Origin of the sequence: Malaciobacter mytili LMG 24559, assembly GCF_003346775.1 — a bacterium.
Lineage (GTDB): Bacteria > Campylobacterota > Campylobacteria > Campylobacterales > Arcobacteraceae > Malaciobacter > Malaciobacter mytili.
Map to the genome: position 1 here is coordinate 901,363 of NZ_CP031219.1, position 26,260 is coordinate 927,622.

Genomic DNA, 26,260 nt, shown 5'->3' on the forward strand with positions numbered 1-26,260 from the left:
TAAATGAGTGATTATATCCCAAAGATAAGTAAATTTGATCCTGATGAAAATGGACATTTTGGTATATTTGGTGGTAGATATGTTCCTGAAACATTGATGCCAATTTTACAGGAACTTGAAACTGAATATAAAAAATATAGATTTGATAAAGAGTTCTGGAATGAAGTTAATGCTTTATTAAAAGATTATGTTGGAAGAGAAAATCCATTATATTTTGCAAAAAGCATTTCAGAAGAAATAGGTGCAAAAGTATATTTAAAAAGAGAAGATTTAAATCATACAGGTGCTCACAAAGTAAATAATGTAATAGCTCAAGGTTTACTTGCAAAGAAATTAGGAAAAACTAAGGTTATTGCAGAAACAGGAGCAGGGCAACATGGAGTTGCAACAGCTACGATTGCTGCACTATTAGGATTAGAATGTACTATTTTTATGGGTGCAAAAGATGTGGCAAGACAAGAGTTAAATGTATTTAGAATGAAACTTCTTGGAGCAAAAGTAATTGCAGTTGAAAGTGGAAGTAAAACTTTAAAAGATGCAATGAATGATGCCATTAGATACTGGGTTACAAATGCAAGGGATACTTTTTATATAATTGGAACTGTTGCAGGTCCTCATCCATATCCTATGATGGTAAGAGATTTTCAAGCTATTATTGGTTATGAAGCTAGAAAACAAATTTTAGAAAAAGAGAATAAATTACCTGATTATGTGGTTGCATGTATTGGTGGTGGTTCAAATGCTATAGGAATGTTTTCTCACTTTTTAGAAGATGAAGAGGTAACTTGTATTGGTATTGAAGCTGGAGGTTTAGGGCTAGATACAAATATGCATGGTTGTAGTTTAGAAAAAGGAACTCCTGGTGTTTTACATGGGCAATGTTCATATTTACTTCAAGATGAAGATGGACAAGTTTTAGAAGCTCATTCTATTAGTGCAGGGCTTGATTATCCTGGAATTGGACCAGAACACTCTTTTCATAAAGATAATAAAACTGTAAAGTATGATTCAATAACTGATGAAGAAGCACTAGAGGCTTTTGTATGGCTAAGTAGAAGTGAGGGAATTATTCCAGCTTTTGAAAGTGCGCATGCAATAGCTTATTTAAAAAAAGCAAAAGAGAAATTAAAAGATAAGATAGTAATAGTAAATCTTTCAGGACGTGGTGATAAAGATATGATACAAGCAAAAAGCTTATTAGACTTTGAATAGGGTGTTTTTATGGAAAAGTTTTTTAAGACAATACAACCTCATTCTGGAAAAATTTTAGCTTTTGTAGTAATAATATTTTTTTCATATCTGGGATATAACCTTTATCATGCACCTGTTGATGGGTTTGAAAATAAATTTGTATATTTATTAAAAGAGTATGGTTATATTATTCTTTTTGCGTGGGGGATGTTAGAAGGAGAAGCAGGGCTAATTATGGCAGGGCTTCTTTCTCATACAGGAGATATGAGCCTTTATATTGCTATTTTTGTAGCTGGTCTTGGTGGGTTTGCAGGAGATCAGGTATATTTTTATATTGGAAGATTTAATAAATCATATGTTCATAGAAAATTTAGAGGACAAAGAAGAAAATTTGCCCTTGCTCACTTATTACTAAAAAAGCATGGTTGGCCTATTATTTTTATACAAAGATATATGTATGGGATGAGAACAATTATTCCAATTTCAATAGGACTTACAAGATATAGTGCAAAAATGTTTGCTTTTATTAATCTTATTTCTGCTTGGTTATGGGCGGCTATTACTATAGTTCCTGTTTGGTATTTTGGAGAAGAGATTTTAAAAGTATTACATTGGGTAAAAGAACATTGGTATTTTGCTTTACCATTTGCACTTGTTTTTGGTGGAAGTATAATATATTATTTTAATAAAGCTACTCAAAAAAAGGATAAATATGAAAATTAATTTAGTAGATAAAAATAAAAAACTAAAATCTGGTTTAGAGATAATTATATTAAATGATTTAGAAAAAGCAAAAGATAAAAAAGCCTTAAAAAGCTTAAACTTTGAGCCAAAAGATGAAGCTTGTACTCTTTTAGTAGAGAGTGAAAGAATTTATGTTGGGTGTGAAGGAAGTGATTATGATAGTATTGCTATTGCAATAGCAACTGCGATTAAAAAGTTTAGTTCAACAACTTTTAAAAGTGCTAAAGTTTATATAGAAGATACAACTTTATTAAAAGCAGTAGTTGAAGGGGCACTTTTAGGTAATTATAAATTTGAAAACTATAAATCAAATGCTAAAAAAAGTAAAAAACAAGAGTTAAATATTATTGTAGATGAGGTTTCTTCAAAACTTGAAAAAGTTTTAGAAGATTCAACTACTATTTGTAAGGCTGTAAATAAAGTAAGAACTATGGTAAACACTGCACCAGCAGATTTTTATCCAGAAGTTATGGCAGAAATTGCAAATAATATTGCTTTAGAAAATGAGTTAGAGTGTAGTATCTTTGATGAAAAGTATTTAGAAAAAAACTCTATGAATGCAATGCTTAGTGTGGGAAGAGCATCAGTTCATGAATCAAAACTTATTCACTTAGCTTATAAACCAAAAAATGCTTCTAAAAAAATAGTACTTGTTGGTAAAGGTTTAACTTATGATTCAGGTGGGTTATCTTTAAAGCCTGCTGATTATATGACAACAATGAAATCTGATAAATCAGGTGGATGTGCTGTTTTAGGTATTTTATATGCAGTTGCAAAGCTAAAATTACCAATTGAAGTTCATGGAATAGTTGGAGCTGTTGAAAATATGATTGGTGGAAATGCTTATAAGCCAGATGATATTTTAACTGCAAAAAATGGTACAACTATTGAAGTTAAAAATACAGATGCAGAAGGAAGATTGGTTCTTGCTGATTGTTTATGTTATGCTCAAGATGAGATTAAAGATATAGATTATATTTTTGATTTTGCTACATTAACGGGAGCTTGTGTAGTTGGAGTTGGAGAATATACTACAGGTATTATGGGAAATAATGATATTTTAAAAAGAAATGCAGTTTTAAGTGCTTTAAGAGCAGGAGAATATGCTACAACTTTAGACTTTAATAGATTTTTAAGAAAAACAATAAAATCAGAAGTTGCTGATATAAGTAATATTGCAAATACTAGATATGGTGGAGCAATTACTGCTGGAATTTTCTTAGATAATTTTATTTATGAAGAAAATAAAGACAAATGGATACATTTTGATATAGCAGGACCAGCATATGTTGAAAAAGCTTGGGGATATAACCCTTTTGGAGCAAGTGGTGCTGGGGTTAGAATGACTTTAGAGTTTTTAAAAAGCTTATAAGAAGAAGTGTTTAACACTTTTTCTTATATTGGAATATTTGCTAAATCATTAAATTTTATTTGTTTTTTCAAAATAGTATAAATACCTTTAGATAATAAAGAGTTTTTAAGTCCTGCTCCTATTTCATTTACTAAAAAGAAGTTTACACGCTGTTGCACTAAAAGCTTTGGTAAAATCATTCCTGGCTTTTGATTTTCAAAAAATACAGGATTTTCTATACATTTTAAAAGAGTATATTTTTTATCTTGAATTTCAAAAATTAAAATATATTTTCCTCTTGCATTGCAGTTGATTAATTCCTCTTCCTCATCACTACAAATAGCAATTAAGTAACTATCTTTTTGGTCATGTATATGCAGTTTTGCTCCACTAATTAGACAATTTGCTACTTTATGTCTTGCATTTCTAATAATTCTAGAGAATGTAGGTCTTGATACATTCATTCTTTTTGCTGCATCCTCTTGGTAAAGTCCTAATAAATCCATAAGATAAATTGCTTCAATCTCTTCATGAAGTAGGGCTATTTCATTTTTATTTTCAATTTGTGTTTGCCCAAATTTTTTAAAAAGTGGTTTGAAGTTTAATTCTCTTTGATTTTTATCTCTAGCCATTTAATTCCTTATAATAAAAAAGATATTTTATCATATTTTCAATAATTTGTCATTTTATTTCTTGACATATGTTCATAAAAGTTGTAAAATTATGAACATATGTTCAAAAAGGAGAGCATAATGAACTTTTTAAAATCAGTTTTTAATCTTTATTATGATGGATTTAGAAACTTAACAATAGGAAAAAGTTTATGGAAAATAGTAATTATTAAATTGATTACTATTTTAGTGGTATTAAATATTTTTGTTTATGACAAAAATTTTAAAAGTGAATATAAAACAAAAGAAGAAAAACAAGATTTTGTTTATAAAAATATGATAAAAGGGAATTAGCATGGAAGAGAGTTTAGTTGACTGGTCCAGGGCTCAGTTTGCATTAACAGCAATTTATCACTTTTTATTTGTTCCTTTAACATTGGGATTATCTTTTATAATTGCAATTATGGAAACAATTTATGTAAAAACAGGACAAGAAAAGTATAAAAAGATGACTAAGTTTTGGATGACTTTATTTGCAATTAATTTTGCAATTGGAGTTGCAACTGGTATTATCATGGAGTTTGAATTTGGTACAAATTGGGCAAATTATAGTTGGTTTGTAGGGGATATTTTTGGTGCACCATTAGCTATTGAGGGAATTTTGGCTTTTTTTATGGAATCAACTTTTTTTGCAGTAATGTTTTTTGGATGGGACAAAGTATCTAAAGGTTTTCATCTTTTATCTACTTGGTTAGTTGCAATAGGTTCAAATTTAAGTGCTTTTTGGATTTTAGTTGCTAATGGATGGATGCAATATCCAGTGGGAATGAAATTTAATATAGATACAGTTAGAAATGAGATGGTAAATTTTTGGGATGTGGCTTTATCTCCAGTTGCAATTAGTAAATTTTTACATACTGTTGGCAGTGGTTATGTAATAGGTGCACTTTTTGTTGTTGGAATTAGTGCTTGGTATTTACTTAAAAAAAGAGAAGTTGCTTTTGCAAAAAGTTCTATGTTAGTAGGAGCTACATTTGGATTAATTGTGTCTATTTTTTTGGCTTTAAGTGGAGATGAATCAGCTCATCAAGTTGCTTTAAAACAGCCAGTTAAACTTGCAGCTATGGAAGGACTTTATGAAGGTAAAGAAGCAGCCTCAATTGTAGCTATTGGAGTTTTAAATAGTAAAAAAACTATAGACAATAATGAAAAAACTTTTCATTTTGAATTAGAAATACCTTATGCACTTTCACTTTTAAGTTACCATAATTCTAATGCTTTTGTTCCTGGATTAAAAGATTTGGTTTATGGAAATGAAAAATATAATATTGAAAGTGCAAAAGAGAAAATTCTAAAAGGGAAAATTGCTCTTGAAGCTTTTAAACAGTATAAAAAATATATAAAAGAAGGAAATACTAAAAAAGCAAATGATGCAAAATTTGTTTTAGAAAGTTATATAAACTATTTTGGGTATGGTTATTTAACTGAACCAAAAGATATTATTCCTCCTATTTCACTTACTTTTTATTCCTTTCATCTAATGGTTACACTTGGTGGATGGTTTATTTTACTTTTTGCAGTTGTTTTATTTTTACTTCTTAAAAAAGATATTACTAAACAAAGATTTTGGTTATATGCAAGTATGTATTCTATTCCTTTAGGTTATATTGCTGCTGAAGCTGGTTGGATTGTAGCTGAAGTGGGAAGACAACCTTGGGCGATACAAGATTTAATGCCAGTTGGAATTGCTGCAACAAATATTGCTACTGCAAATGTTCAAATTACTTTTTGGTTATTTGCAATTTTATTTACAGCATTATTAATTGCAGAACTAAAAATTATGGCAAAACAGATAAAAATTGGTCCAAATGGAGGTCATTAATGTTTGAAAATTTAACATATTTACAACTTCAACAATATTGGTGGATAATTATTTCACTTCTTGGTGGGCTTTTTGCTTTTATGATGTTTATTCAAGGAGGACAAACTTTACTTGGTAAAATATCTCAAGGTGATGAGACTTTAAAAACAATGTTAATTAACTCTTTGGGTAGAAAGTGGGAGTTAGGCTTTACCACTTTGGTTTTATTTGGTGGAGCATTATTTGCAGCTTTTCCTTTATTTTATTCTACAAGTTTTGGTGGAGCTTATTGGGTTTGGATGGGAATACTTTTTTGTTTTATTCTACAAGCAGTAAGTTATGAGTTTAGAACAAAACCAAATAACTTTTTTGGTCAAAAAACTTATGAAATATTTTTATATATAAATGGAAGTTTGGGAGTATTTTTACTTGGGGTTGCAATTGCTACTTTTTTTAGTGGTTCGGAGTTTTATATTGATGAAAGAAATTTTTCATATTGGCAAAATAGTTTAAGAGGATTGGAGGCTTTAAGTAACCCTTTTAATGTACTTTTAGGAATATCACTTTTATTTTTAGTTCGAATTAGTGCAGCTATGTATTTTATAAATAATATTGACAATATACTAATTAAAAAACGAAGTATAAACTCTATAAAAATTGATATGATAGTTTTTTTAGTATTTTTCTTAAACTTTTTATATATGCTTTTTACAAGAAGTGGTTTTTCTTATGATAAAAATGCTCATATTTTTATAGAAAAATATAAATATTTAAATAACTTTATAGATATGCCTTTTGTTGGATTACTTTTTATTTTAGGAATTATACTTGTAATAATTTCTGTTTTTAATACAGTTGAAAAACAAAAAAGTTGTTGTATTAAAACTGGTGGAGTAGGTATAGTTTTAACAGTAATGGCACTTTTTTTAAATGTGGGATTTAATGGTACTTCATACTATCCCTCACTTTATAATTTACAAAGTTCTTTAACAATTGAAAATAGTTCAGGTAGTGAATATACCTTAGTTGTGATGAGTTATGTTTCCTTAATGGTTCCTTTTGTTATTGCATATATTGCATATGCTTGGTTTCAAATGGATAAGGTAAAAATCACCAAAGAAGAAATTATGTCAAAAGATGCACATAATTATTAGGAGAAAAATATGGATTATACAAGTTCATTAATTTGGTTAAGTGTTTGGCCTTTTGTAATATATATGGCTTATAGATTTTGTTTTAAAAACGCACAAAAATTTGACGAGGAGTTTTAAAATGTATGCATTTCCAGTAAAAACATCAAAAGAAAATAGTGCAATAGCACCATCATTTTGTAAAGCAAAATATTTTGCTTTTTATGATGGAACTAACCTTAGTATTAAAAAAAATGAGAGTAGTTGTGGAAGAAGTGTAATGAAATGGCTTTTAGAAAATAATGTAAAAAAACTAATTATTAAAGATATTGGAAGAAACCCTTATAATCTTGCAAAACAGAATAATTTTGAGTTTTTTTATGCGGGAGATGAGAGGATTGAAACTTTTGAGATTTTAGAAAAAATAAAAACTTCAAAATTAGAAAAATTAACTCAAGAAAAACTTCAAGTAATTTTAGATAATCACAACGATAGTTTTCACAATCATTCACACTCTCATACCCACACAAATAAAAAATCTTTAATTTTTATTTAAAAGGTCTCATTTTTATGAGACCTTTTTTATTATAGACTTTGAAGAATTTTTGGTTTTGTAAAGGCATTTATTGGTTTTATTACACCTTTATATTTTTCAATTTCTACTAATGCTGTATGAGCAATATTACTTTGAGCAATTTTTGAAGTTCCTTTATCTATACTAAGAACATTTACATTTCCATGTTGGCATAAAGATTTCTCTCCTGGTACTTCAGGAGAATACCAAGCTCCTTCGCACATTACAGCAACTCCTTCAATTACATCATTTGTAATATGTAATCCTGCTAAAATTTCTCCTCTATCATTAAATACTCTAATAATATCCCCTTGTTTTAAACCTCTTTTTTGTGCTTCTTTAGGATTTAATAATAGTGGTTCTCTTCCACTTATTTCATAAAGTCCTCTAATATAAGTATTATTAAGTTGAGAGTGTAATCTATATTTAGAGTGTGGACTTACTATATGAATAGGATATTTCTCTGCTTTTTTATTTCCAAGCCATTCAATTGGCTCTATCCAAGATGGGTATCCTTTACAATCGTCATATTTAAATTTTTCAATAACAGGAGAAAAAATTTCAATTTTCCCTGATGGTGTACCTAATCTATGTTTATAAGGGTTATTTCTAAATTCTTCATATCTTGTATAATTTTCAGTTGATTTATCATCTTCTTCAAATTTAACATAACCTTTTTCCCAAAACTCTTCAAATGATGACATTTTAATATTTAAAGAGTTTGCTTTTTCTACTGCATTTTTATAAATATATTTAACCCACTCAAATTCTGTATTTTTCTCTTCTGTAAATACCTCTTCATATCCCCATCTTTTACATAACTCTCTACAAATCCAAAAGTCACTTTGACTCTCTCCCGCTGGTTTTATATGAGCCTTTCTTGCAATAATATATTCTTTAGTACTTCCTGTTTGGTCAATATCAACTCTTTCAAGTTCAGTTGCAACTGGAAATACAATATCTGACATTTTTGCAGTTGATGTCCAATAAGGCTCTGCTGTAATAACAGTATCAACTTTTTTCCATTGTTCAAGCATATTATTTACATTTTGATGCCTAGTTAAAGGAGAACCAGAAGCATTATACATAAGTCTAATATGAGGTAATTTTATTTTTTTACCATTTTGTTCTATTATTTTTCCTGGATTTTCTAAGGCTTCAATTGATCTTGAAGAAGGAATAATTACATCATGATTTTTTAACCAAGGTGCATTAGGATATTTTTGATTATACTTTTCAGGAATTGATTGGCTAATACCAGCAATTGTTGGAGCGATTTTATCTGTTGCACCACTTGAGTTATACCCTAAAGAAAACTCAATTCCTCCACCAGGTAATCCAATATATCCCAACATAGCAGAAAGTACAGTACACATCCAGTGTGGTTGCTCTCCATGGTCTTGTCTTTGTAGTGCTCTACCACATAAAATCACAGTTCTTTCTTTTGCTAAAGTAGTTGCAAATTGTGCAATTTCTTCTTCTTTTACACCTGTAATTTTTGAAGCCCATTTTATATCTTTTACTTCATTATCTATTTCACCAAGAAAATATTTTTTAAATTTATTAAAACCTACAGTATATTTTTTTATAAACTCGGCATCATATAGTTTTTTAGTATATAAATAATGTGCCATTCCTATCATTAAAGCAACATCTGTTCCTGGTCTAAGGGCTATATGTTTTGAATTTAAAAATCTTGCAGTATCATTTACTCTTGGATCAACACTAAAAGTTTTAATTTTTCCACTAATAGAAGCTTGCTGAAGTTTTTCAAAGTCTTTAAAACATCTATGTAAAGGTATTGCCCAATTTATTTGGTTTGTAACTATTGGGTCTTGTCCCCATATTACAACATTTTTTGCATTTTCTATAATAGCTTTCCATTTAGTTGGTGTATCATAAACCGCAGAACCACCTAAAACATGAGGCATAATAACTAATCCTGCCCCAGTAGAATAATCTCCTGATTCAGTTACAAATCCTCCTAAGATTTTCATCATTCTTCTAGAAACTGTTCTTCCCCAGCTAACTCTACCAGAACCTCCCCACCAATAGCACTCTCCATATATACTTTCAGGTCCATATTTATCAAAAGTAGTTCTCATTTGTTTTGCAGCTAAATCTAGTGCCACATCCCAAGAAACTCTAACAAACTCCTCTTTACCTCTTAAATGAGGATTTGAAGGTCCTTTTGCTTTTAAATAAGATTTTCTAACCATTGGGTATTCAACCCTTGTTGTATTTTGTAATCTATCAGCAATTGCTCTTATCATTGGACTTGGAAAATAATCCCCCTCAAAGGGTTTTGTTTCAATTACTTCTCCACTTTGAATTGTTGCATAAAACATACCAAATCTATTTGCACTAAGGACTTTTTTTCTATCAAAATTTGTTAAATCTATCCATCCATCTAAACCACTTGCTTGAATAGTTGTTGATGCACCTACCACTGAACTTAATTTAATAAAATCTCTACGTTTCATTTTATACTCCTTTATTTTGCATCAGCAGCATTTTGCTGAAGATATTTGATAATTAAATTTTTTGTTGTATCATCAAGTGCCACTTGCTCCATCATACTTTCAATTTGTTGAGGCCATTGATTAACTGTATAAGCAGTTGAAAGAGGAAGATGATGACACATAGAACAAGTTCTTTCATATGTTTTTTTTGCATTTAGATATAAGTTATCTTTATCTTTTGTAAGAGTATTTGTACTTACTGTAAATTCTCCTTCAACTTCATGCCAAACTTCTCCATACTCATCTTCATAAGTTTTAAGAATTTTAAAAGAGTTATTTGCAATAGTTTCATCTTTAAACTCTGCATATAACTCTTTTCTTTTTATATCTCTTACTATCATTTGAGGATAGTTTTCAAGTCTAAACCCTTTTATTTTAATAACACTGTTTTCTTTATTTGATTTTATAATCTCAACTGGTGTTAATATTTGTACAAAACCAATGGTTTTGCCATTTTGTATTAAGTCAGACTTTTTTTCTAATATAGAATTAGAAGCTATAGCTAAAGTTCCACTTAAAAATAAGCATAAACCTATCTTTGAAATGTAAGTCATATTTGTCTCCTATAGTTTTTTAGTTTCTATAGAAATTTTATGGCAAGAGTATAAAATAAGTATAAACTTTTTATTTAATTTTAGAAAAATATTTTAAGTTTTATTTTAGTGAGAGCTTATATCCAATTCCTTGAATATTTTGAATTAATTCTGGGTATATTTTTTTTCTAAGTTTATTTATAAACATACGTATAGTATCTGCAGTTGCTCCATTTTCAATCCAAACAAAGTTTTCTATTAAACTAAAAGGAACTATATGTTCTTGATTTTTAAGTAGTAATTCTAAAAGTCTTTGTTCTTTTTTAGTTAAATTTATAAGTGCTTTATTAAAAAATAACTCTTTAGTATTTAAATTATAAGTATATCCTTTTAAAAGATCAAAGTTATTAGAGTCTTCTATTGTTGAAGAAAGAGCTAGCATCATTGAAATTACAAGTTGTTTTTTATCAAAAGGTTTTTTTAAAATACTTTTACTTCTTATTTCTACTGCTTGTAACATATTTTCATCCGTATCATAGGCAGTTAAAAAAATAATAGGAACATTACAGTCATATTTTCTTATTTCATAACTCATTCTTAAACCACTCATTTTAGGCATATGAATATCTGATATAATTAAATCTATTTCTTCTTTTTGAAAATAGTTTAATCCCTCTAAACCATTTGAAGCTATAAATACTTTTTTTACATACTCTTGAATTGAATCAACTATTATCTCTCTTAAACTCTCTTCATCTTCAACAATTAATATATTTTTATCTTTTAAAAGTTTTTTAGCTTTTTCATACATCATTTGTTCCTATTTGAATTATAAATTTAGTTGGATTTTTTAAATTATCAAGAAAAAGTTTTCCATTAATTTTATTTTCTATTAATAATTTACATAAATATAAACCAGTTCCAGTACCTTGATCTTTTTTTGTTGTAAAAAAAGGTTTAAAGATTTTTTCTTTATGTTCAGCTAAGATACCTCTTCCATTATCTTCAATACTAATTAGAAAATTATTTTCTTCTTTAGATAAAAAAATCTTTATTTTGCCTTCATATAAAGGCTCATCTTTTAAAATAATTGAAAGTTCATCTTTTGCATTTGAAATTAGATTAATAAGTACTTGTTTTATATATGAGGGATAACTTTCTAAAGTATAATTATGCTTTTCATTATATTTAAACTCTAATTCAAGGGCATTCATTTTCATTTGAGGAGAGCTTATTAAGATTACTTCATTTATTATATCTATTAGATTAAAGTTACTTTTTTCAAAGTCTTCTTTATAAAAATTTCTAAAAGCATTTACTGTTTCATTCATATATTTAATAGTATCTTTAGATCTACATAGATAATTTATGGCTTTTGGATTTTCCTTACTAATAAACTCTTCTACATTACTAAGTAACATTAAAAGAGTGCTTAAAGGTTGTCTCCATTGATGTGCAATTGCACTAACCATTTCTCCTAATGCAGCCATTTTACTATTTTGAATTAAGATTTGTTCATGTTCACTCTCTTTTTTTTCAAGATATTTTTCATGGCTAATATCATTAACTGTAATAATTGTACCTTCAAGTTTTTTTTGATAATTATTTACTAAAGGAGTAATTTGAATACGATAATATTTCCCTTTATGTTCTAAAGGATAACTTTTCATAGAATAGATATTATCTTCAATATCTTTAAAGCATAATATTTGATTATTGTTTTTTTGATTAATTTTTAATTTTAAAAGAATATTATTTATGGATTTATTATATAAAGCTTTGCTTTTTAAAGAAAAAAGTTTTTCAAAAACTTTATTTATAAATATAATATTGCCATTTTTATCTGTAAGTAAAATACCCCAAGTTGGGCTTTTTGCAAAGTGTCCTAATAAAAGATGCTTTTCATATAGCTTTTTTTGAATAAATGAAATAAATATTATAGTTGCAAATCCTAATAAAAACAGAAAAACTGAAGCTAAAAGGTTCATAAATAATTGATAATTTAAATCTTTGTAAATCTCTTTTTCATCTAATACTGATACAAATAACCAGTCACTTTTTTCTAAAGTTTCATAAGTAAAAATATAGTGCTTATTAGCAATTTTGTAAGTACTATATCCAACTTTGTTTTTTGAAAAAGAAGATAAAAACTCTTTTAGATTTTTATTACTAAAATCAATTCCTAGTTTATTTGACTGGGCTATTACTTGGGCATTATTTGTCATTAGAAAAGCAAAACCATTTTTTAAAGGAAATAGTTTAGTTAATTCTTTTTGCACAGATTCCAATTCCAAATCACTAGCCATAACGGCAACTAATTTATTTTGTTTATAAATAGGAGATACAATACTTATATATAATTTATCTTCAAAACCAGCAGAGCCTATATAAGGCTTAGAAATAATAGTTTTATTTGCTTTTATAGCTTCTATATACCAAGGTCTTTTAGTTGCCACATAATCTTTTGTATAATACCAGTCAGGTCTTCCTGAAATAGTAAAATTATCAGGATAAGAGATATAAACACTTGTAAATCCATTACCAGAAATCATTGCATTTGTTAAAGTCTCTTTTATATTTTTAAACTCTTTGTTCCTATCTTTATCTATTAAACTTTTACCTAAAGTCTCTACAATTCTTTTTAAAGCAGCTAATCTTTCATCAAATTTTTCTTTATATGCATATACTAATTTAAGCTGATTATTTTTTGTATTTTCTAAAAGATATTTTTTATTTTCAGTGTATGTAAAATATATAATAAATATATATAAAAGAAAAAATATTGTTAGTAATAAAATATAGATTTTATTATGTTTCATTGTATCACTTTATGTTTTTACTTTTATAATAATACTAAAAAATAAAAAAAGTATAAATATAAGGATAATATAAAAAGATTTTTTCTTTAAAATTATTTTCAGCCTTCAAAAAGTCAAATTTAGATATAATCAATACTTATTGCACAAATTAAAAGCTAAAAATATTAAAAAGTATTTTTAGCTTTTAGTTAATTATAAAAAAGGAAATTAATGGGATTAGGTGTAGGAATAGTAGGACTTCCAAATGTAGGTAAATCAACAACTTTTAATGCTTTAACAAAAGCTCAAAATGCAGAGGCACAAAACTATCCATTTTGTACAATTGAACCAAATAAAGCAATAGTTCCGGTACCAGATAGAAGATTAGAAGCATTAGCTAAAATTGTAAATCCTGATAAAATTCAATACTCAACAATTGACTTTGTTGATATTGCAGGACTTGTAAGAGGTGCTAGTAAAGGTGAAGGTTTAGGTAATCAATTCTTATCAAATATTAGAGAAGTTGAAGTTATTTTACATATGGTAAGATGTTTTGAAGATGGAAATATTACTCACGTTGAGGGTGATGTAAATCCTTTAAGAGATATTGAAATTATTGAAACAGAACTAATCTATGCTGATATAACACAATGTGAAAAGAAAATAGATAAATTAAAAAAACAATCAAAAGGTTCTAAAGATGCAGCTGCTCAATTGGAAGTTGCTTTAAAACTTATGGAACATTTAGGTGAATTACAACCTGTTAAAACTTTTGAAGATTTAGATAATGAACATTTTAAAGCATTAGATAAAGAGTTAAGATTTTTATCTAATAAAGATGTAATTTATGGAGCTAATGTTGATGAAGATTCATTAGCAGATGGTGGAAATAAATATGTTGATGAGTTAAAACAACATGCACAAGAAGTTGGTGCTGATGTTATTATGCTTTGTGCTAAAATTGAAGAAGAATTAGTAGGTTTAGAAGAAGATGAAGCTAAAGAGTTTTTAACTGATTTAGGTGTTGAAGAATCAGGACTAGAGCAAATTATTAGAACAGCTTTTGATAAATTAGGTTTACAATCATATTTTACAGCAGGTAAAATTGAAGTTAGAGCTTGGACAATTAGAAAAAATACAAAAGCACCACAAGCTGCTGCTGTAATTCATAATGATTTTGAAAAAGGTTTTATAAAAGCTGAGGTTATCTCTTATGAAGATTTTGTAAATTATGGTGGTGAAGCTAAATGCAAAGAAGCAGGAAAGTTAAGACTTGAAGGAAAAGATTACATTGTTCAGGATGGAGATGTAATGCATTTTAGGTTTAATGTTTAATTAAAGATTAGTTATAATCAAACAATTTTGACTTTATTAGGAGTTTTAAGTGTCAGAAAATATTTTAGAAAGAATTGAATCTTTACCACCATTACCAAAAACAATTGCTGAAATTGAAGAGTTTAGACAAAAAAGGGATAAAGAAGCCTTTGAATTATTAAAAATAATAGAAAAAGATGCTTTAATAATCTCAACACTTTTAAAAGTTTCAAACTCTGCAATGTTTGGATTTAGAAGTAAAGTAGAAACACCAAGTAGAGCTATTAATCTTCTTGGGATTAACTTTACAATTTCTATTGCAATTGGTGGAACAGTTCAAAATCTATTAAAAGCAAATTTATCTCCTTATGGAATTAATAGCGATGATTTTATGAGAGTTTCAAATATGGCTACAACTCTTACTAATTTGTGGCTTTCTAAAGTATCATATGATTTAAAAGAAGAACTTATTTTACCTGCATTATTACAAGAAGCAGGTAAATTTGTAATTGCTGATATTTTAGAATTAGAAGGCAAAACTTCTGAATTTCAAGCTCTTTTATCACAAGGTTATTCAACTGCACAAGCAGAAAAAGAACTTCTAGGTCTTACAACTTCTGAAATAACAGCAAGAATATTTAGGCACTGGAAATTAAGTGATACTTTAATAAACTCAATTGAATTTGTTGATGATTTATCAAATGTTGATGAAGCATTTAGACAAAGAGCAGAGATTTTAAATGTAGTAAAAACAGCTTGTGAAGTAAACTGTGCTTTAAGTGATGAAAGTATCCAAAATGCTATTGAAAAAGCAAAAGAATTTAATTTAGATGTAAAAGCTTTAGAAATTGCTATTGAAAAACTTCAAGATAGATTATTAGATGAAGAGTAATAGTTAAGGTTAAACCTTAACTATTTTAATTCTAAACTTTTTTTACCATCTTTTCTAGCAAGTGCTATACAACAAGCAGATTTCTCTAAAATATTATTTTTATTTCCCCATGTTATTGCATATGTATTTTCAAATTTGATTTCTTCTTCATAACTTAATACTACGATTTTTTCAATATTCATAATTAACTCTTTATAGTTAAAATCTGAAGGTAAAACTATTCCAAGTTTTGGACCAGATAATCTATATAAGTCTGTTATTTGTTCTATCTTACTTATATACTCTTTAAAAATCTCATTTGTTTTTGCATAACCAAATTTAGTATTTAGTTCTTCTATTGAATGAAGATAAAACTCTATAAAGATAAACTCATTTGGAAGTTCTTTAAAATCTTTTTGAAGTCTATTTACATTTCTTAATCCTGTAACTTTATCAAAAAACATAGGAATTGTTTTTTGATAAGTAATTATTATGTTTGAGACATTTTTTTCTATATACTCTTTAGTATTTAAATAGATATTTTGAAATACATCTTTATAAACTGTTGAGTAGGCAATTTTTAAAGTAAATTGTTTAAATAATGGAATTTGTATTATCTCATACCCTAAGTCTAAAACTTCACATTTGTTTTTACATAAACCATCAACTGCACAAAATACTAAGCCATAAAAAATATCTTTTGAGATAAATTCTTCAATATAACTATTGATTTTTTCATCATCTAAGTTTTGTTCATTTAAAATCTTAGTTAGTAAATCAGAAAGCTTTTGATTCATATAAAACTTTTTATTTATTTTATTTTGTGTTATATGCTTTATTACACTTTTTTCACCTAAAGTATAAAATTTATCATTTTTAACACCATTTACTTCTATTCCCAATTCTTCTATTAAGTTTTTACCATAATTTACAAGAATTTTTCTATTTATAGAAGAATACTCATTATTTAGAAGATTATATCCATTGATATTAATATAAATAGCATAATAGTTTTTAGAAAGCTCTATTGATTTAAAATCATTAAAATTTGAATAATATAAACTTAAAGATAAAAATACCTTTGTATATATAGAAATAAGATGTGAAGCAACGCTATTTTCATTTATGTAATCAACTAAAATTTTAGAAAGTTCTTCATCTAAAACAAAATTATTGTGTCTTATTAATTTATTGATTATCACATCACAAATATTTAGTTTATAAAACTCTAAATAGTCATTGTGAAACTTCTCCATACTAAGGAATTTTCTTAGAATCTCAATTAAAGTATCATTTTTAATATCACTATACAAAGTAATTGCATAGATGATTTGAATAGTAGAATTATCAAATTGTTTATTACTAAAAAAATCATTAATAATAATATCAACGCTATCTTCACAATTTCCACTATAAATAAAAATATAATTATTAATTAGATGTTTTTTTAACTCAAAAATAGTTTTAATTTTTGGTATATTTGTATGAACTATTACTTCTTCATATAAATCTAAAATATTTTTAAATAATGCCAAATCTTTATATTCATTATATTCATACTCACTTTCTAATTTATAAATCATATTTGATAAAAGAGTAGAAATAGTATTTAAAAATAGTTTATATTCTTTTAATTCATTTGAATTTCCAAAAGAAGTATTCTTTGAAAGTTGATACCCTGCAATTGATTTTTCAAAGTTAAAATAAAACTCATCAATTACATCAAAAAGTTTTCTATTTGTAATATCAATATAAGGAATATGGGCATAATAAAATAGTAATTTCCCTAAGATATTATTTAAAATATTTACTTTTTCTTCATTTAGTGAAATTTTAAATTTTAAGATATTTATAGTTTCAGTTAAAATCTCAATAATAGGATTTATTGTTTTTTTTCTTTGTACATCACTTGAGTTTATTTTACATAAAACATTAATAATTTCTATTAGTAAAGTATAGTGAGCAAAAAGTAGTTCAAATTCTTCTTTTATATTTTGGTTTTTTTCTAATTTTTCTTCATATTCTCTAAAAAGTGAAGAAAGATTATCTAAATTGTAAGATATATAATTTTCAAAAATATTAAAATTTTTTCCAAAAGATAGTAAATTAATTATAGTTACAATTTCTTTAAAAACTATAGTTTTCTTATCAAAAAAGATATTATCGATTTTTATTATTATATTTTTTATTAAAAAACTTCTAAAATTGATGTTATGTAGAAGTTGATTTTTTATATCATCAGGAAGAGTTTGATTTTTTATAAATAGTTCTCCAATGTAGTTAATCAATGATTTATAATCATCCTCTACATCAAATAAAAACGAGTTGTTTTTTGATGAAATTTTATATTTTGTGATAATATTAGTTACTGCTATATCTTCTTCTTCTAAATCCAAATAAGCTGTAGCATTATAGTCATCTAGCATCAACTCTTCTCCCAATTAAATTAAAACATTATATGATTTTTTTACTTACTAATCTTTAAAAACAAAAATTAACCAATATTAAATCTTTTTATCTAAAAATTATTATAATTAAATATTATTTAATAATTTATTATATTATAAGCCTTGAAGTAAAATATTCCATAAGTAATCAATTTCTTCATCTGTAAAATTAATTAGTGAGTTTTCTTCAAACATCTCTTTTACTTTATCTATAGAAAAAATCTTTGAAAAAGTGCATTGTGGATGAGCAGGTAAAAAGCTTCTAACTAAAGAGATTTTATCTTCAATTTCAATATCACATAAAAAACAAGTATAATCAGTATGTAGTCTTCCTTCATATTCAAGAAGTTTTAAATAAGCTTGAAGTATTGCTCTTTTTTCATTTTGTTTTATCATCATATGAACTAATTCATTTAATAAATTAAAATAAAATTCATCTATTTCTTCAATATCTCTAAAGTGTGAATTAAAAAGCTTTATAAATCTTTGCCAAGCATACATTTTTTGTGAATTTAATATCCACTGATAATTTAATTGCATAACATCCCTAAGCCTTGAAATATCACTTTTTAAGCTACCTTCTAGTTCAAAGTCTATTTTATAGCCTATATTTATAGTTGAATGTCTTGCTCCATAGAATCTATATGTAGTATAAATTCTATTTTCTGTTAGTATTATTACTATTAAATCATCATCTTTAACGGGTTTTATATCTAAGATATAGCCTTGCATCTATTAAAATACCTATATGTTTGTTTATTTGTAATACAATTTTTCTAAAAAATTATAACAAATCTAAAATAGATATATGCTTCATACGAATTTTATGGTATGATATTTGATAAATATAGGAAAGGAAATTTAATGGCAGAATTTAAAAATGTTACTGTTTCAAAAGCAGCTAATATCTTTTTTGAAGGAAGAATTACAAGTAGATCTATTATATTTGAAGATGGTAGTAGAAAAACACTTGGTATTATGCTTCCAGGAGAGTATGAACTAAATACTGTTCATAAAGAAGTTATGGATATTCAAACAGGTGTTTTAGAAGTAATGTTACCTGCGGAGGATTGGATGGAAGTTAAAGGACCTGCTTCTTTTGAAATCCCATCAAACTCAAAATTTAAATTAAGAGTAAAAAGTTTAGTTGACTATTGCTGCTCTTTTATTAAATAAGCTGTTATTAACAATGCGATTAAATCGCATTGTCATATGGCTTAGTAAAATAAGCTTTCTTTTACCTCTTCAAATTTTAAAACTTTTTTCCCATAATGTGACTCTTTAAAGCTTTTTGCAGATTTTTCATCTTTAAAAGGAATTAACTCTTCTCCCATTGGGCCATACACATTTGAACCAATAACATAATAGGCTTTTTTCCCATCTATTTCTTCTAAAGTATAATAGTCTGTTACTTTTATCTCTTGTATTTGTTCTTTTTTGTGATTATGTGCATATTTAGAAGGATTAAAGTAGAACTTAAACATATCTTTTGTTCCATCAAAATAATGAGTATGTTCATTTACACTCATTTTTGCAGCCCATTTTGGAAACTTAGCTACAAACATACCACAAACTGGACATTTCACATCTGTTGGAATTTGCATTTTTTTATTATCATCTGTTGCATAAGCTGGGTTAAAAGTATAAATTGCAACTGCTTGTAGCATATCAGGTTTTAGGTTTTTGCAAACTTTATTATCAATTAAATATTGTTTAGCTTCTCCCACTGAATTAAAAGAAGGAAGTTCTTTTTTATTGCACATTGTTTCAAAAATTTTTTTACCTTTTTTTGCAACTTTTTCTCTTTTTTTATCTACCATCATCTCATCTTTTGGTAAAGCTTTTGTTGCAATTTCTAAAGCTTCATTAAATGTTTTTAGTTCACCACCATTTTTAGAGATAAATTCAAGTGCTGCTTCTTTTTGTAAAAAAGCATATTTACTTACCATACTCATAGTTCCTTTTATTGAACTTCCAACTACATAATAAGCTTTTGTTGCATCTATTAATTTTAAAGATTTTGTATCTACAACCTCTACTTTTTTTATCTTATTGCCAAAATTTTCATTTATTTTTGCAAAACAATGAAGTGAACAATATTGTTCTTTATGTCCATTTTTAAACTCCACTGCATGAGAAGTTTTATAAAATTTTGTAAGATTCATTCCACATACATTACAAAACTCTTTACTACTATCTATTTTTACTAAAGTTGCATCTTTTTTATTAACAGTTTGAAACATTTGATTATTTTGTGATGCAAAAACACTAAATGTTAAAAATAGCATTATTATTGAGATTTTTTTAAGCATTTAACTCTCCTACTTTTTTCTATGATTTTAGTAAAAAAGAGTTAATTATTTGTTAAAAAATAATATATTAAAAATTTATTTTTTTAAAATATCTTTAGGTCTTATTTTGAACTCTTTATAAAAGGCATTTGTGAAATTATTTGCAAATTTATAACCTATTTGTAAAGCTACTTCATTAATATTATATTCTCCACTTTGAAGCATATTTTTTGCAAGTTTCATTTTGTGAGTTAGTAATAACTGATAAGGAGTAGTTTTATATAACTGTTTAAATCCTTTTTTTAGTTTTACTTCACTTAAATGAACCCTTTTAGCAAGAGTAACTATTGAAGGTGGATTTTGTAAATTCTCTAATAAAATTTCTTTTGCTTTTAAAATAGCATTTTTATCATATTCATCAAGAGTTATTTCTTCTTTATTTTTTTGAAGCTTGGAAATTTCTAAAGATAATAACTCAAAAACTTTCCCTTGTATATACATATTTCTTAATTCCCCAATTAATTTGCAATTTAATATATCATTTAATAAAAATTGAGATTCTAAACTAGTTAAACTAAAATCTAATAATTGCAAATTTTCTTTATTATAAAAAAATTTTTCAACTAGAGATTTTTGGAAATTTCTTTTTAGAAAATTTTCATTTAAAATTAATCTAATTTGGCTTATTTGTTTATCTTTAAACTCTCTAAAACCTTCTGTATTTTTAAATAAAGATATTGTTGTAAATCCTTCTTTGAAGGGTAAAGTTTTTTTATCATAATTATTTGTGTAAGTTGAATTACCTTTAGTACATATTGTTATAACAAATTTTCTTTCATTTTGTTTTTTTGCTTCTAAAAATATAGGATTTTTAATATTATAATCTGTTTTTAAAAATAAAAGACCCTCTTGCAAATATATTTTCTCCATATAATCTACTCCTATTTCAGAAGGAAAACTATTTTTTATAATATTATTTTCACAATTAAAATTGGAATTTATTAAATCTTTTAAATACAATCTTGACATTTTAACCTTCTATAATAGAAATAAAACCTTTTATAATATTATTGATATTGACTATCAATATTTAAGAATTATATACTATAAATATTAAATTTTTATAAAAGGTAAAAATAAATGAAAAAAACAAAAGTATTATTATCTTTTTCTTTATTGCTTATAACTGAACTATTAGCAAAGAATATTACTGCATTAGATGATATTACCGTAACTGCACAAAAGAAAGAAGAAAGAGTTATTGATGTACCTATTAGTTTAAGTGTATTTGATGAAATATCAATTGAAGATAAATCTATCTCATCTTTAGAAGATATTGGAAAATATACTCCAAATTTGATACTTTATAATACAGGACAAGAGGGATTAATCGTTCCTTCAATTAGAGGAATAAGTGGAAATGTTTTATCTTATTCAACACCTGTAGGGCTTTATGTTGATGGGATTCCAACTACTAGTGCTTTTGGTTTTGATGACGCATTAGGTGATATTGAAAGAATAGAGGTTTTAAGAGGGCCACAAGGAACACTTTATGGTAAAAATTCTGAAGCTGGAGTTATAAATATCATTACAAAACAGCCAAATAATGAAATAAGTGGAAAAATCTTTTCAACAATAGGAAATAATAAAAGAAAAGATGTTGGATTTAATATATCAGGGCCAATAGTAAAAGATAAATTTTATGTAGGTGTTACTTATAAACATCAACAAAAAGATGGTTTTATAAAAAATAGTCTTACAAATGAGTATATAAATGATAAAAAAAGTGATTATGGAAAACTTATTTTACGAACTACTCCAACTGATAATTTAGATTTATCCTTAATAATCTCAAAAAATAAAGAAGATAATGGTGCTCATAATTGGGTAAGTTCTAAAGATAACAAAAAGGAAGTAAGTTCAAATCTAAAAGGTTATTCAACTCCTATAGATACCACTTATGCTTTGAATATTAATTATAATTTAGATGAATATTCTAAAATAAAATCAATAACTACAAAAAAAGAGTATAAAGATAAAGCTATTGTAGATGCAGATATGACTCCTTTGACTTTAAGGCATATATATAAAAATAATGAATTAAATACAATTTCTCAAGAATTAAGATATGAAACTTTATTTGATAAAGTAGAACTAATTTCAGGAATATATTTAGATAAAAAAAATGATGATTTACATACAAGAATAGTAACTCCTTTTAATCCAACAGGCTTTGCCAATCCACAAGAAATGAATTCAAAAAGTGTTGGAATTTTTACAAATATTATTTATCCATTAAATGAAGATTGGATTTTAAAAGCAGGAGTTCGGTATGACAAAGAAAAAAAACAATTAGAAGTTAAAAATACAAATATTGATTTAGAAAGTAGTTATAGCAATATTTCTCCAAAAATAGGAATTCAATACAATATAAATCAAAATCAAATGAGTTATTTTACAATAGCAAAAGGTTATAGAAGTGGTGGATTTAATCCCTATGCTCCAGTAAATAAACAAGCTTATGGTGAAGAAAAGTTAATCTCTTATGAGCTGGGATATAAAGGTATATTTTTTGATAATCGTCTAAAATTTAATACAAATATTTATTATATGGATATAAAAGATATGCAAGTTGAAGAGGCACCAGTTGCTGGTACTATTTATATGGTAAATGCAGCAACGGCAACTTCAAAAGGTTTTGAAATGGAAGTTGAAGGAATGATAACTAATGAATTAACTTTATTTGCAAGTGTTGGAATAAATAAAACAACATTTGATAATTTTAGTGATTTAGCAGGTAATTATAGTGGAAATTATAATCTTCTTGCTCCCAAATATAATTTTAATATAGGAACTCAGTATAGAGCAAATAATGGCTTATATGCAAGAGTTGATTTTAATGGTTATGGAAAAACATATTTTGATAAAGCAAACACAAACTATCAAAAAGCGTATAGCTTAGTAAATATGAAAATGGGTTATGAAACAAATAATTTTGATATATATTTTTATGTAAATAATCTATTGGATAAAAATTATGATGCTATTGGTGCATATTTTAATGGAACAACAACTATTTTAAGAGAAGAACAAGAGTTTGGTATTAAATTAGCTTATAGATTTTAAGGAGTTTAAATGAAAAATATAAATAAATATTTAAATATGTTATTAATTCAACAAAAAACAGAAATTTTAGAAATAGCTTTAAATTTAAAAATTTTTAAATTAATACAAGAAGGTGTAAATAGAGTTTTTGATATTTCTTTAAAAATAAAAATAGATGATTCTAAAACTAAAATATTATTGGATAGTTTAGTTTTTATGGAATTACTTGAAGTAAAACAAGATAAATATTATGTTACACAATTTGCTAAAGAATTTTTTATTTGTGGAACTTCTTCATATTGTGGTGATGTTTTTTTACATAGAAAACAAATGATAGAAAATGGAAAAAAGATGATTAAATCACTATTAGAAGAAGATATAAAATTAAAAGATAATAAAACTGCAAAACTTTGGGCTGATGCTTCAAAAAAATTTTTAAAGCAAGAACAAAGAAATCTAATTGCTCCAATTGCACTTGATATTATAAAAAATTTAAAAGAGTTTAATTTTATAAATAAAATGCTTGACTTAGGTTGTGCTTCTGGAATTGTTGGTTTAGAAATTACAAAAAATCATCCAACTTTAAAAACTACTCTTTTTGATTATAAAGAAGTAACAGATATTGCAAAAGAGCATATTAAAGAGTATAAATTAGAAAAGCAAGTTACAGTTTTAAGTGGAGATATTGAAAAAGATGAAATAGGAACAAACTATGATTTAATTTGGTGTAGTAATATTTTCTATTTTTTTAAAAATAAAAAAGAAGTGATTGAAAAAATTTACAATTCCTTAAGTCCTAATGGTATTTTAGTAAGTTGTCATGTGGAGATTGATACAAAAAATAATCTTGATGAAAATAGTTTTTTTTATTTTTTATCTTTAAATTTGCAAGGTAAAAACATATTAAAACCTATGGAATTATCAAAAATTTTTGAAGAAGTAGGATTTAGTACTATAAATTCATACACAACATATAAAACTCCTATGACACCAAGTCAAATTCATATTTGTAAGAAGTAAATTATGAATCAATTGACAAAAAAAAATATCTTATTTTCAATTTTATTTACATCAATTTTAACTCCTATGATTTTTTTTGTTATGGGACTTCCTATGATTTTGCAAATAAAAGGTTTTGATGCATCATTAATTGGAATTTTTCAATTAGCTGGTTTACCAATGATATTTAAGTTTTTAATGTCACCTCCAATAGATAAAATAGTATTTGATAAAAAACATTATAAAAAATGGATATTTTATATAGGAATATTTTATATTTTTCTATTAATTGTAATTAGTTTTTTATCCTTAGAAAATAGTATTTATACGGTTTTTATAGCTATTTTAATAACAGCTTTTGTTTCGACTTTTATGGATATTCCACTTAATGCTTTGGCAATTAAAACTTTTAAAAAAGAAGAAAGAATTAGTGCAGGAAGTTATAAAATAATTGCCTATGGTACGGCATCTTTATTGGGAGGTGGAGTTTTTTTACTTATTTTTAATTATTTAGGTTGGAATTTTACATTTATTTTAATGGCTTGTTTTATTCTTTTTTCACTATTTGCTTTACATTTTATAGAAGAAAATAATGAAGTTATAAATACAGAGAAAATATCTTTAAAAAATATAATCACTTTTTTTAAACAAAAAAATATTGGAATTTGGATTTTTATTTTAAGTTTTTATTTTGTTTCAATAAGTGCTCTTTGGGTATTTATGAAGCCATATTTAATAAATAAAGGTATATCTGCTAATGATGTAGCTATTTATGTGGGAATTTATGGAAGTTTTGTAGCTATTTTAGGAGGAGGTTTAAGTAACTATATTGGGCAAAAATTTTCAAAGAGAAATTTACTTATTATTTTTATGATTTTTAATATTTTAAGTACATTAATTTTAATTTTTATTGAATACTATAATCTAACATTTTATTATCTAATAATAAGTATTACTTTTATAGCTTTAGCTATTTCTTTATCTTCAGCTATAATTTTTTCTATGATAATGGATTATTCAAGGAAAGAATCACGAGCAATTGACTATTCAATTCAATCAAGTATTTTTTCATTTACTAGGATTATTTCAGCCGTAATAGCAGGAATTATAGTCTCAAATTTTGGTTTTGCAAAAATGTTTATTTTTGAGCTTATATGTTTAATTATAGTTGTATTTTTTATTTATAAAAAATACAAAGATTGAATTGAGGGAAAGTATGTTTTGTAAATAATTAGATTAACTCAAAAGTAAAAATAACAAACTTTTTAGTCAAAATATCTTAAGATATTTACAAAATATATAATATGGAACAATAAATGCCAAAAATAGTTAACTTTGATGAAAAAATTGATTTTATATGTGAAAAAGCATACGAAGAATTTATAAAAAATGGAGTAAACAATTTTTCTTTAAATAAATTTATTGAGTCTTTAAATATGTCAAAAGGACAATTTTATTATTACTTCAAAACAAAAGAAGAGTTGATTTTTGAAGTAATTGATAAAAAAAGTGAAAAATTTTTTATTGATACGGAAAAAGAGATAAATGAGGCTCAAACATTTTCTGAGAAACTTTTAGCTCTTTTTTCTTTCTATTTAGTTCTATCAGATCCTGAAAATAAATCTTTTGATAAATTAATGAAAGATACATTTTATATGTATTTAAATGTGGAAAATGAATTTATAAAAGAAAAAAATGCTGAGTGCTATGATTATTTATTTAGTGTTACAAATGAAATCTTTGATGATATGATTGCAAAAAAAGTTTTGAAAGAAAATGCTAAAAATTTTATTCCAAGTTTAATTGCAACAGCAGATGGAATGTATCTGCAATCTATGATTTTAGAAAATTATGACTTGAAAAAGAATCTAATTGATTATATTAAAATGTTAGAAGATTTATTAAAAAGATAAATTTT

General features: G+C 25.7%; 23 protein-coding genes. 14 read left to right on the forward strand and 9 right to left on the reverse strand.

The genetic code is table 11. The annotated features are described in order from the left end of the window. The first annotated feature begins 3 nt into the window (after window positions 1-3). From trpB to AMYT_RS04605, 3 genes are read left to right on the forward strand one after another with little or no spacing between them, the layout of a single operon-like run. A complete protein-coding gene (trpB, locus tag AMYT_RS04595) occupies window positions 4-1,212 on the forward strand; it encodes a tryptophan synthase subunit beta (protein ID WP_114841378.1) in 1,209 nt (402 codons plus the stop codon). Window positions 1,213-1,221: 9 nt separating this feature from the next. Continuing rightward, on the forward strand, window positions 1,222-1,914 hold the full coding sequence (locus tag AMYT_RS04600) for a DedA family protein (RefSeq protein WP_114841379.1): 693 nt from the start codon (window positions 1,222-1,224) through the stop codon (window positions 1,912-1,914). Then, window positions 1,904-3,307, forward strand: coding sequence for a leucyl aminopeptidase (locus AMYT_RS04605; protein WP_114841380.1), 1,404 nt, complete (start codon window positions 1,904-1,906; stop codon window positions 3,305-3,307). Before AMYT_RS04600 ends, AMYT_RS04605 begins: the two co-directional genes overlap by 11 nt. 23 nt (window positions 3,308-3,330) lie before the next feature. Here the strand turns inward: AMYT_RS04605 and AMYT_RS04610 are convergent, their stop codons facing one another. Continuing rightward, complete coding sequence (locus AMYT_RS04610) at window positions 3,331-3,918, reverse strand: DUF134 domain-containing protein (RefSeq protein ID WP_114841381.1); 588 nt, start codon at window positions 3,916-3,918, stop codon at window positions 3,331-3,333. A 120-nt stretch (window positions 3,919-4,038) separates the two neighbouring features. Here AMYT_RS04610 and AMYT_RS04615 point away from each other — a divergent pair, with 120 nt between their 5' ends. The 4 genes from AMYT_RS04615 (at window position 4,039) to AMYT_RS04630 (ending at window position 7,444) form a co-directional block, all read left to right on the forward strand. After that, on the forward strand, window positions 4,039-4,251 hold the full coding sequence (locus tag AMYT_RS04615; protein ID WP_114841382.1) for a DUF4492 domain-containing protein: 213 nt from the start codon (window positions 4,039-4,041) through the stop codon (window positions 4,249-4,251). Between the two features lies 1 nt (window position 4,252). Further along, window positions 4,253-5,779, forward strand: coding sequence for a cytochrome ubiquinol oxidase subunit I (locus tag AMYT_RS04620; RefSeq protein WP_114841383.1), 1,527 nt, complete (start codon window positions 4,253-4,255; stop codon window positions 5,777-5,779). Further along, window positions 5,779-6,912, forward strand: coding sequence for a cytochrome d ubiquinol oxidase subunit II (cydB, locus tag AMYT_RS04625; RefSeq protein WP_114841384.1), 1,134 nt, complete (start codon window positions 5,779-5,781; stop codon window positions 6,910-6,912). Before AMYT_RS04620 ends, cydB begins: the two co-directional genes overlap by 1 nt. Window positions 6,913-7,030: 118 nt before the next feature. Beyond that, window positions 7,031-7,444 (forward strand): NifB/NifX family molybdenum-iron cluster-binding protein, encoded by a 414-nt coding sequence (locus AMYT_RS04630; protein ID WP_114841385.1) that lies wholly within the window; start codon window positions 7,031-7,033, stop codon window positions 7,442-7,444. Between the two features lie 29 nt (window positions 7,445-7,473). Here the strand turns inward: AMYT_RS04630 and AMYT_RS04635 are convergent, their stop codons facing one another. The 4 genes from AMYT_RS04635 to AMYT_RS04650 form a co-directional block, all read right to left on the reverse strand. Then, a complete protein-coding gene (locus tag AMYT_RS04635; protein WP_114841386.1) occupies window positions 7,474-9,945 on the reverse strand; it encodes a molybdopterin-dependent oxidoreductase in 2,472 nt (823 codons plus the stop codon). Between the two features lie 11 nt (window positions 9,946-9,956). Then, window positions 9,957-10,538, reverse strand: a complete 582-nt coding sequence (locus AMYT_RS04640) for a hypothetical protein (protein ID WP_114841387.1) — start codon at window positions 10,536-10,538, stop codon at window positions 9,957-9,959. 100 nt (window positions 10,539-10,638) lie between these two features. Continuing rightward, entirely contained in the window at window positions 10,639-11,328 is a 690-nt protein-coding gene (locus tag AMYT_RS04645; protein WP_114841388.1) for a response regulator transcription factor, read from the reverse strand. Beyond that, window positions 11,321-13,336, reverse strand: a complete 2,016-nt coding sequence (locus AMYT_RS04650) for a cache domain-containing protein (protein ID WP_114841389.1) — start codon at window positions 13,334-13,336, stop codon at window positions 11,321-11,323. The genes AMYT_RS04645 and AMYT_RS04650 overlap by 8 nt, the downstream gene beginning before the upstream one ends. A gap of 210 nt (window positions 13,337-13,546) precedes the next feature. On the opposite strand from AMYT_RS04650, the gene ychF reads away from it, so the two are divergent. Beyond that, window positions 13,547-14,650, forward strand: a complete 1,104-nt coding sequence (gene ychF, locus AMYT_RS04655; RefSeq protein ID WP_114841390.1) for a redox-regulated ATPase YchF — start codon at window positions 13,547-13,549, stop codon at window positions 14,648-14,650. A 49-nt stretch (window positions 14,651-14,699) separates the two neighbouring features. Beyond that, window positions 14,700-15,521 (forward strand): HDOD domain-containing protein, encoded by an 822-nt coding sequence (locus tag AMYT_RS04660; RefSeq protein WP_114841391.1) that lies wholly within the window; start codon window positions 14,700-14,702, stop codon window positions 15,519-15,521. Between the two features lie 20 nt (window positions 15,522-15,541). On the opposite strand, the gene AMYT_RS04665 is transcribed toward AMYT_RS04660, so the two are convergent. Further along, window positions 15,542-17,926, reverse strand: a complete 2,385-nt coding sequence (locus tag AMYT_RS04665) for a hypothetical protein (RefSeq protein ID WP_114841392.1) — start codon at window positions 17,924-17,926, stop codon at window positions 15,542-15,544. A 135-nt stretch (window positions 17,927-18,061) separates the two neighbouring features. After that, window positions 18,062-18,679, reverse strand: coding sequence for a recombination protein RecO (gene recO, locus AMYT_RS04670; RefSeq protein ID WP_114841393.1), 618 nt, complete (start codon window positions 18,677-18,679; stop codon window positions 18,062-18,064). Between the two features lie 132 nt (window positions 18,680-18,811). Here recO and ppnP point away from each other — a divergent pair, with 132 nt between their 5' ends. Further along, window positions 18,812-19,123 (forward strand): pyrimidine/purine nucleoside phosphorylase, encoded by a 312-nt coding sequence (gene ppnP, locus AMYT_RS04675; RefSeq protein ID WP_114841394.1) that lies wholly within the window; start codon window positions 18,812-18,814, stop codon window positions 19,121-19,123. 41 nt (window positions 19,124-19,164) lie between these two features. Here the strand turns inward: ppnP and AMYT_RS04680 are convergent, their stop codons facing one another. Continuing rightward, window positions 19,165-20,259, reverse strand: coding sequence for a nitrous oxide reductase accessory protein NosL (locus tag AMYT_RS04680; protein WP_114841395.1), 1,095 nt, complete (start codon window positions 20,257-20,259; stop codon window positions 19,165-19,167). A gap of 75 nt (window positions 20,260-20,334) precedes the next feature. Further along, window positions 20,335-21,267 (reverse strand): helix-turn-helix domain-containing protein, encoded by a 933-nt coding sequence (locus AMYT_RS04685; protein WP_114841396.1) that lies wholly within the window; start codon window positions 21,265-21,267, stop codon window positions 20,335-20,337. 111 nt (window positions 21,268-21,378) lie between these two features. On the opposite strand from AMYT_RS04685, the gene AMYT_RS04690 reads away from it, so the two are divergent. The 4 genes from AMYT_RS04690 (at window position 21,379) to AMYT_RS04705 (ending at window position 26,255) form a co-directional block, all read left to right on the forward strand. Then, window positions 21,379-23,364, forward strand: coding sequence for a TonB-dependent receptor (locus AMYT_RS04690; RefSeq protein WP_114841397.1), 1,986 nt, complete (start codon window positions 21,379-21,381; stop codon window positions 23,362-23,364). A 9-nt stretch (window positions 23,365-23,373) separates the two neighbouring features. Then, window positions 23,374-24,363, forward strand: a complete 990-nt coding sequence (locus tag AMYT_RS04695) for a methyltransferase (RefSeq protein ID WP_114841398.1) — start codon at window positions 23,374-23,376, stop codon at window positions 24,361-24,363. Window positions 24,364-24,366: 3 nt separating this feature from the next. Beyond that, window positions 24,367-25,545: an MFS transporter gene (locus AMYT_RS04700; protein WP_114841399.1), complete on the forward strand. Its 1,179-nt coding sequence runs from the start codon at window positions 24,367-24,369 to the stop codon at window positions 25,543-25,545. Between the two features lie 113 nt (window positions 25,546-25,658). Then, the gene (locus AMYT_RS04705) at window positions 25,659-26,255 is read left to right on the forward strand and encodes a TetR/AcrR family transcriptional regulator (protein WP_114841400.1); all 597 of its coding nucleotides are present in this window, start codon (window positions 25,659-25,661) and stop codon (window positions 26,253-26,255) included. Window positions 26,256-26,260 lie beyond the last annotated feature (5 nt).

Excerpts from the sequence above, each read along its gene's own strand:
- trpB (WP_114841378.1), top strand. The coding sequence starts at position 4 with ATGAGTGATTATATCCCAAAGATAAGTAAATTTGATCCTGATGAAAAT.
- AMYT_RS04600 (WP_114841379.1), top strand. The coding sequence starts at position 1,222 with ATGGAAAAGTTTTTTAAGACAATACAACCTCATTCTGGAAAAATTTTA.
- AMYT_RS04605 (WP_114841380.1), top strand. The coding sequence starts at position 1,904 with ATGAAAATTAATTTAGTAGATAAAAATAAAAAACTAAAATCTGGTTTA.
- AMYT_RS04610 (WP_114841381.1), bottom strand. The coding sequence starts at position 3,918 with ATGGCTAGAGATAAAAATCAAAGAGAATTAAACTTCAAACCACTTTTT.
- AMYT_RS04615 (WP_114841382.1), top strand. The coding sequence starts at position 4,039 with ATGAACTTTTTAAAATCAGTTTTTAATCTTTATTATGATGGATTTAGA.
- AMYT_RS04620 (WP_114841383.1), top strand. The coding sequence starts at position 4,253 with ATGGAAGAGAGTTTAGTTGACTGGTCCAGGGCTCAGTTTGCATTAACA.
- cydB (WP_114841384.1), top strand. The coding sequence starts at position 5,779 with ATGTTTGAAAATTTAACATATTTACAACTTCAACAATATTGGTGGATA.
- AMYT_RS04630 (WP_114841385.1), top strand. The coding sequence starts at position 7,031 with ATGTATGCATTTCCAGTAAAAACATCAAAAGAAAATAGTGCAATAGCA.
- AMYT_RS04635 (WP_114841386.1), bottom strand. The coding sequence starts at position 9,945 with ATGAAACGTAGAGATTTTATTAAATTAAGTTCAGTGGTAGGTGCATCA.
- AMYT_RS04640 (WP_114841387.1), bottom strand. The coding sequence starts at position 10,538 with ATGACTTACATTTCAAAGATAGGTTTATGCTTATTTTTAAGTGGAACT.
- AMYT_RS04645 (WP_114841388.1), bottom strand. The coding sequence starts at position 11,328 with ATGTATGAAAAAGCTAAAAAACTTTTAAAAGATAAAAATATATTAATT.
- AMYT_RS04650 (WP_114841389.1), bottom strand. The coding sequence starts at position 13,336 with ATGAAACATAATAAAATCTATATTTTATTACTAACAATATTTTTTCTT.
- ychF (WP_114841390.1), top strand. The coding sequence starts at position 13,547 with ATGGGATTAGGTGTAGGAATAGTAGGACTTCCAAATGTAGGTAAATCA.
- AMYT_RS04665 (WP_114841392.1), bottom strand. The coding sequence starts at position 17,926 with ATGCTAGATGACTATAATGCTACAGCTTATTTGGATTTAGAAGAAGAA.
- recO (WP_114841393.1), bottom strand. The coding sequence starts at position 18,679 with ATGCAAGGCTATATCTTAGATATAAAACCCGTTAAAGATGATGATTTA.
- ppnP (WP_114841394.1), top strand. The coding sequence starts at position 18,812 with ATGGCAGAATTTAAAAATGTTACTGTTTCAAAAGCAGCTAATATCTTT.
- AMYT_RS04680 (WP_114841395.1), bottom strand. The coding sequence starts at position 20,259 with ATGCTTAAAAAAATCTCAATAATAATGCTATTTTTAACATTTAGTGTT.
- AMYT_RS04685 (WP_114841396.1), bottom strand. The coding sequence starts at position 21,267 with ATGTCAAGATTGTATTTAAAAGATTTAATAAATTCCAATTTTAATTGT.
- AMYT_RS04690 (WP_114841397.1), top strand. The coding sequence starts at position 21,379 with ATGAAAAAAACAAAAGTATTATTATCTTTTTCTTTATTGCTTATAACT.
- AMYT_RS04695 (WP_114841398.1), top strand. The coding sequence starts at position 23,374 with ATGAAAAATATAAATAAATATTTAAATATGTTATTAATTCAACAAAAA.
- AMYT_RS04700 (WP_114841399.1), top strand. The coding sequence starts at position 24,367 with ATGAATCAATTGACAAAAAAAAATATCTTATTTTCAATTTTATTTACA.
- AMYT_RS04705 (WP_114841400.1), top strand. The coding sequence starts at position 25,659 with ATGCCAAAAATAGTTAACTTTGATGAAAAAATTGATTTTATATGTGAA.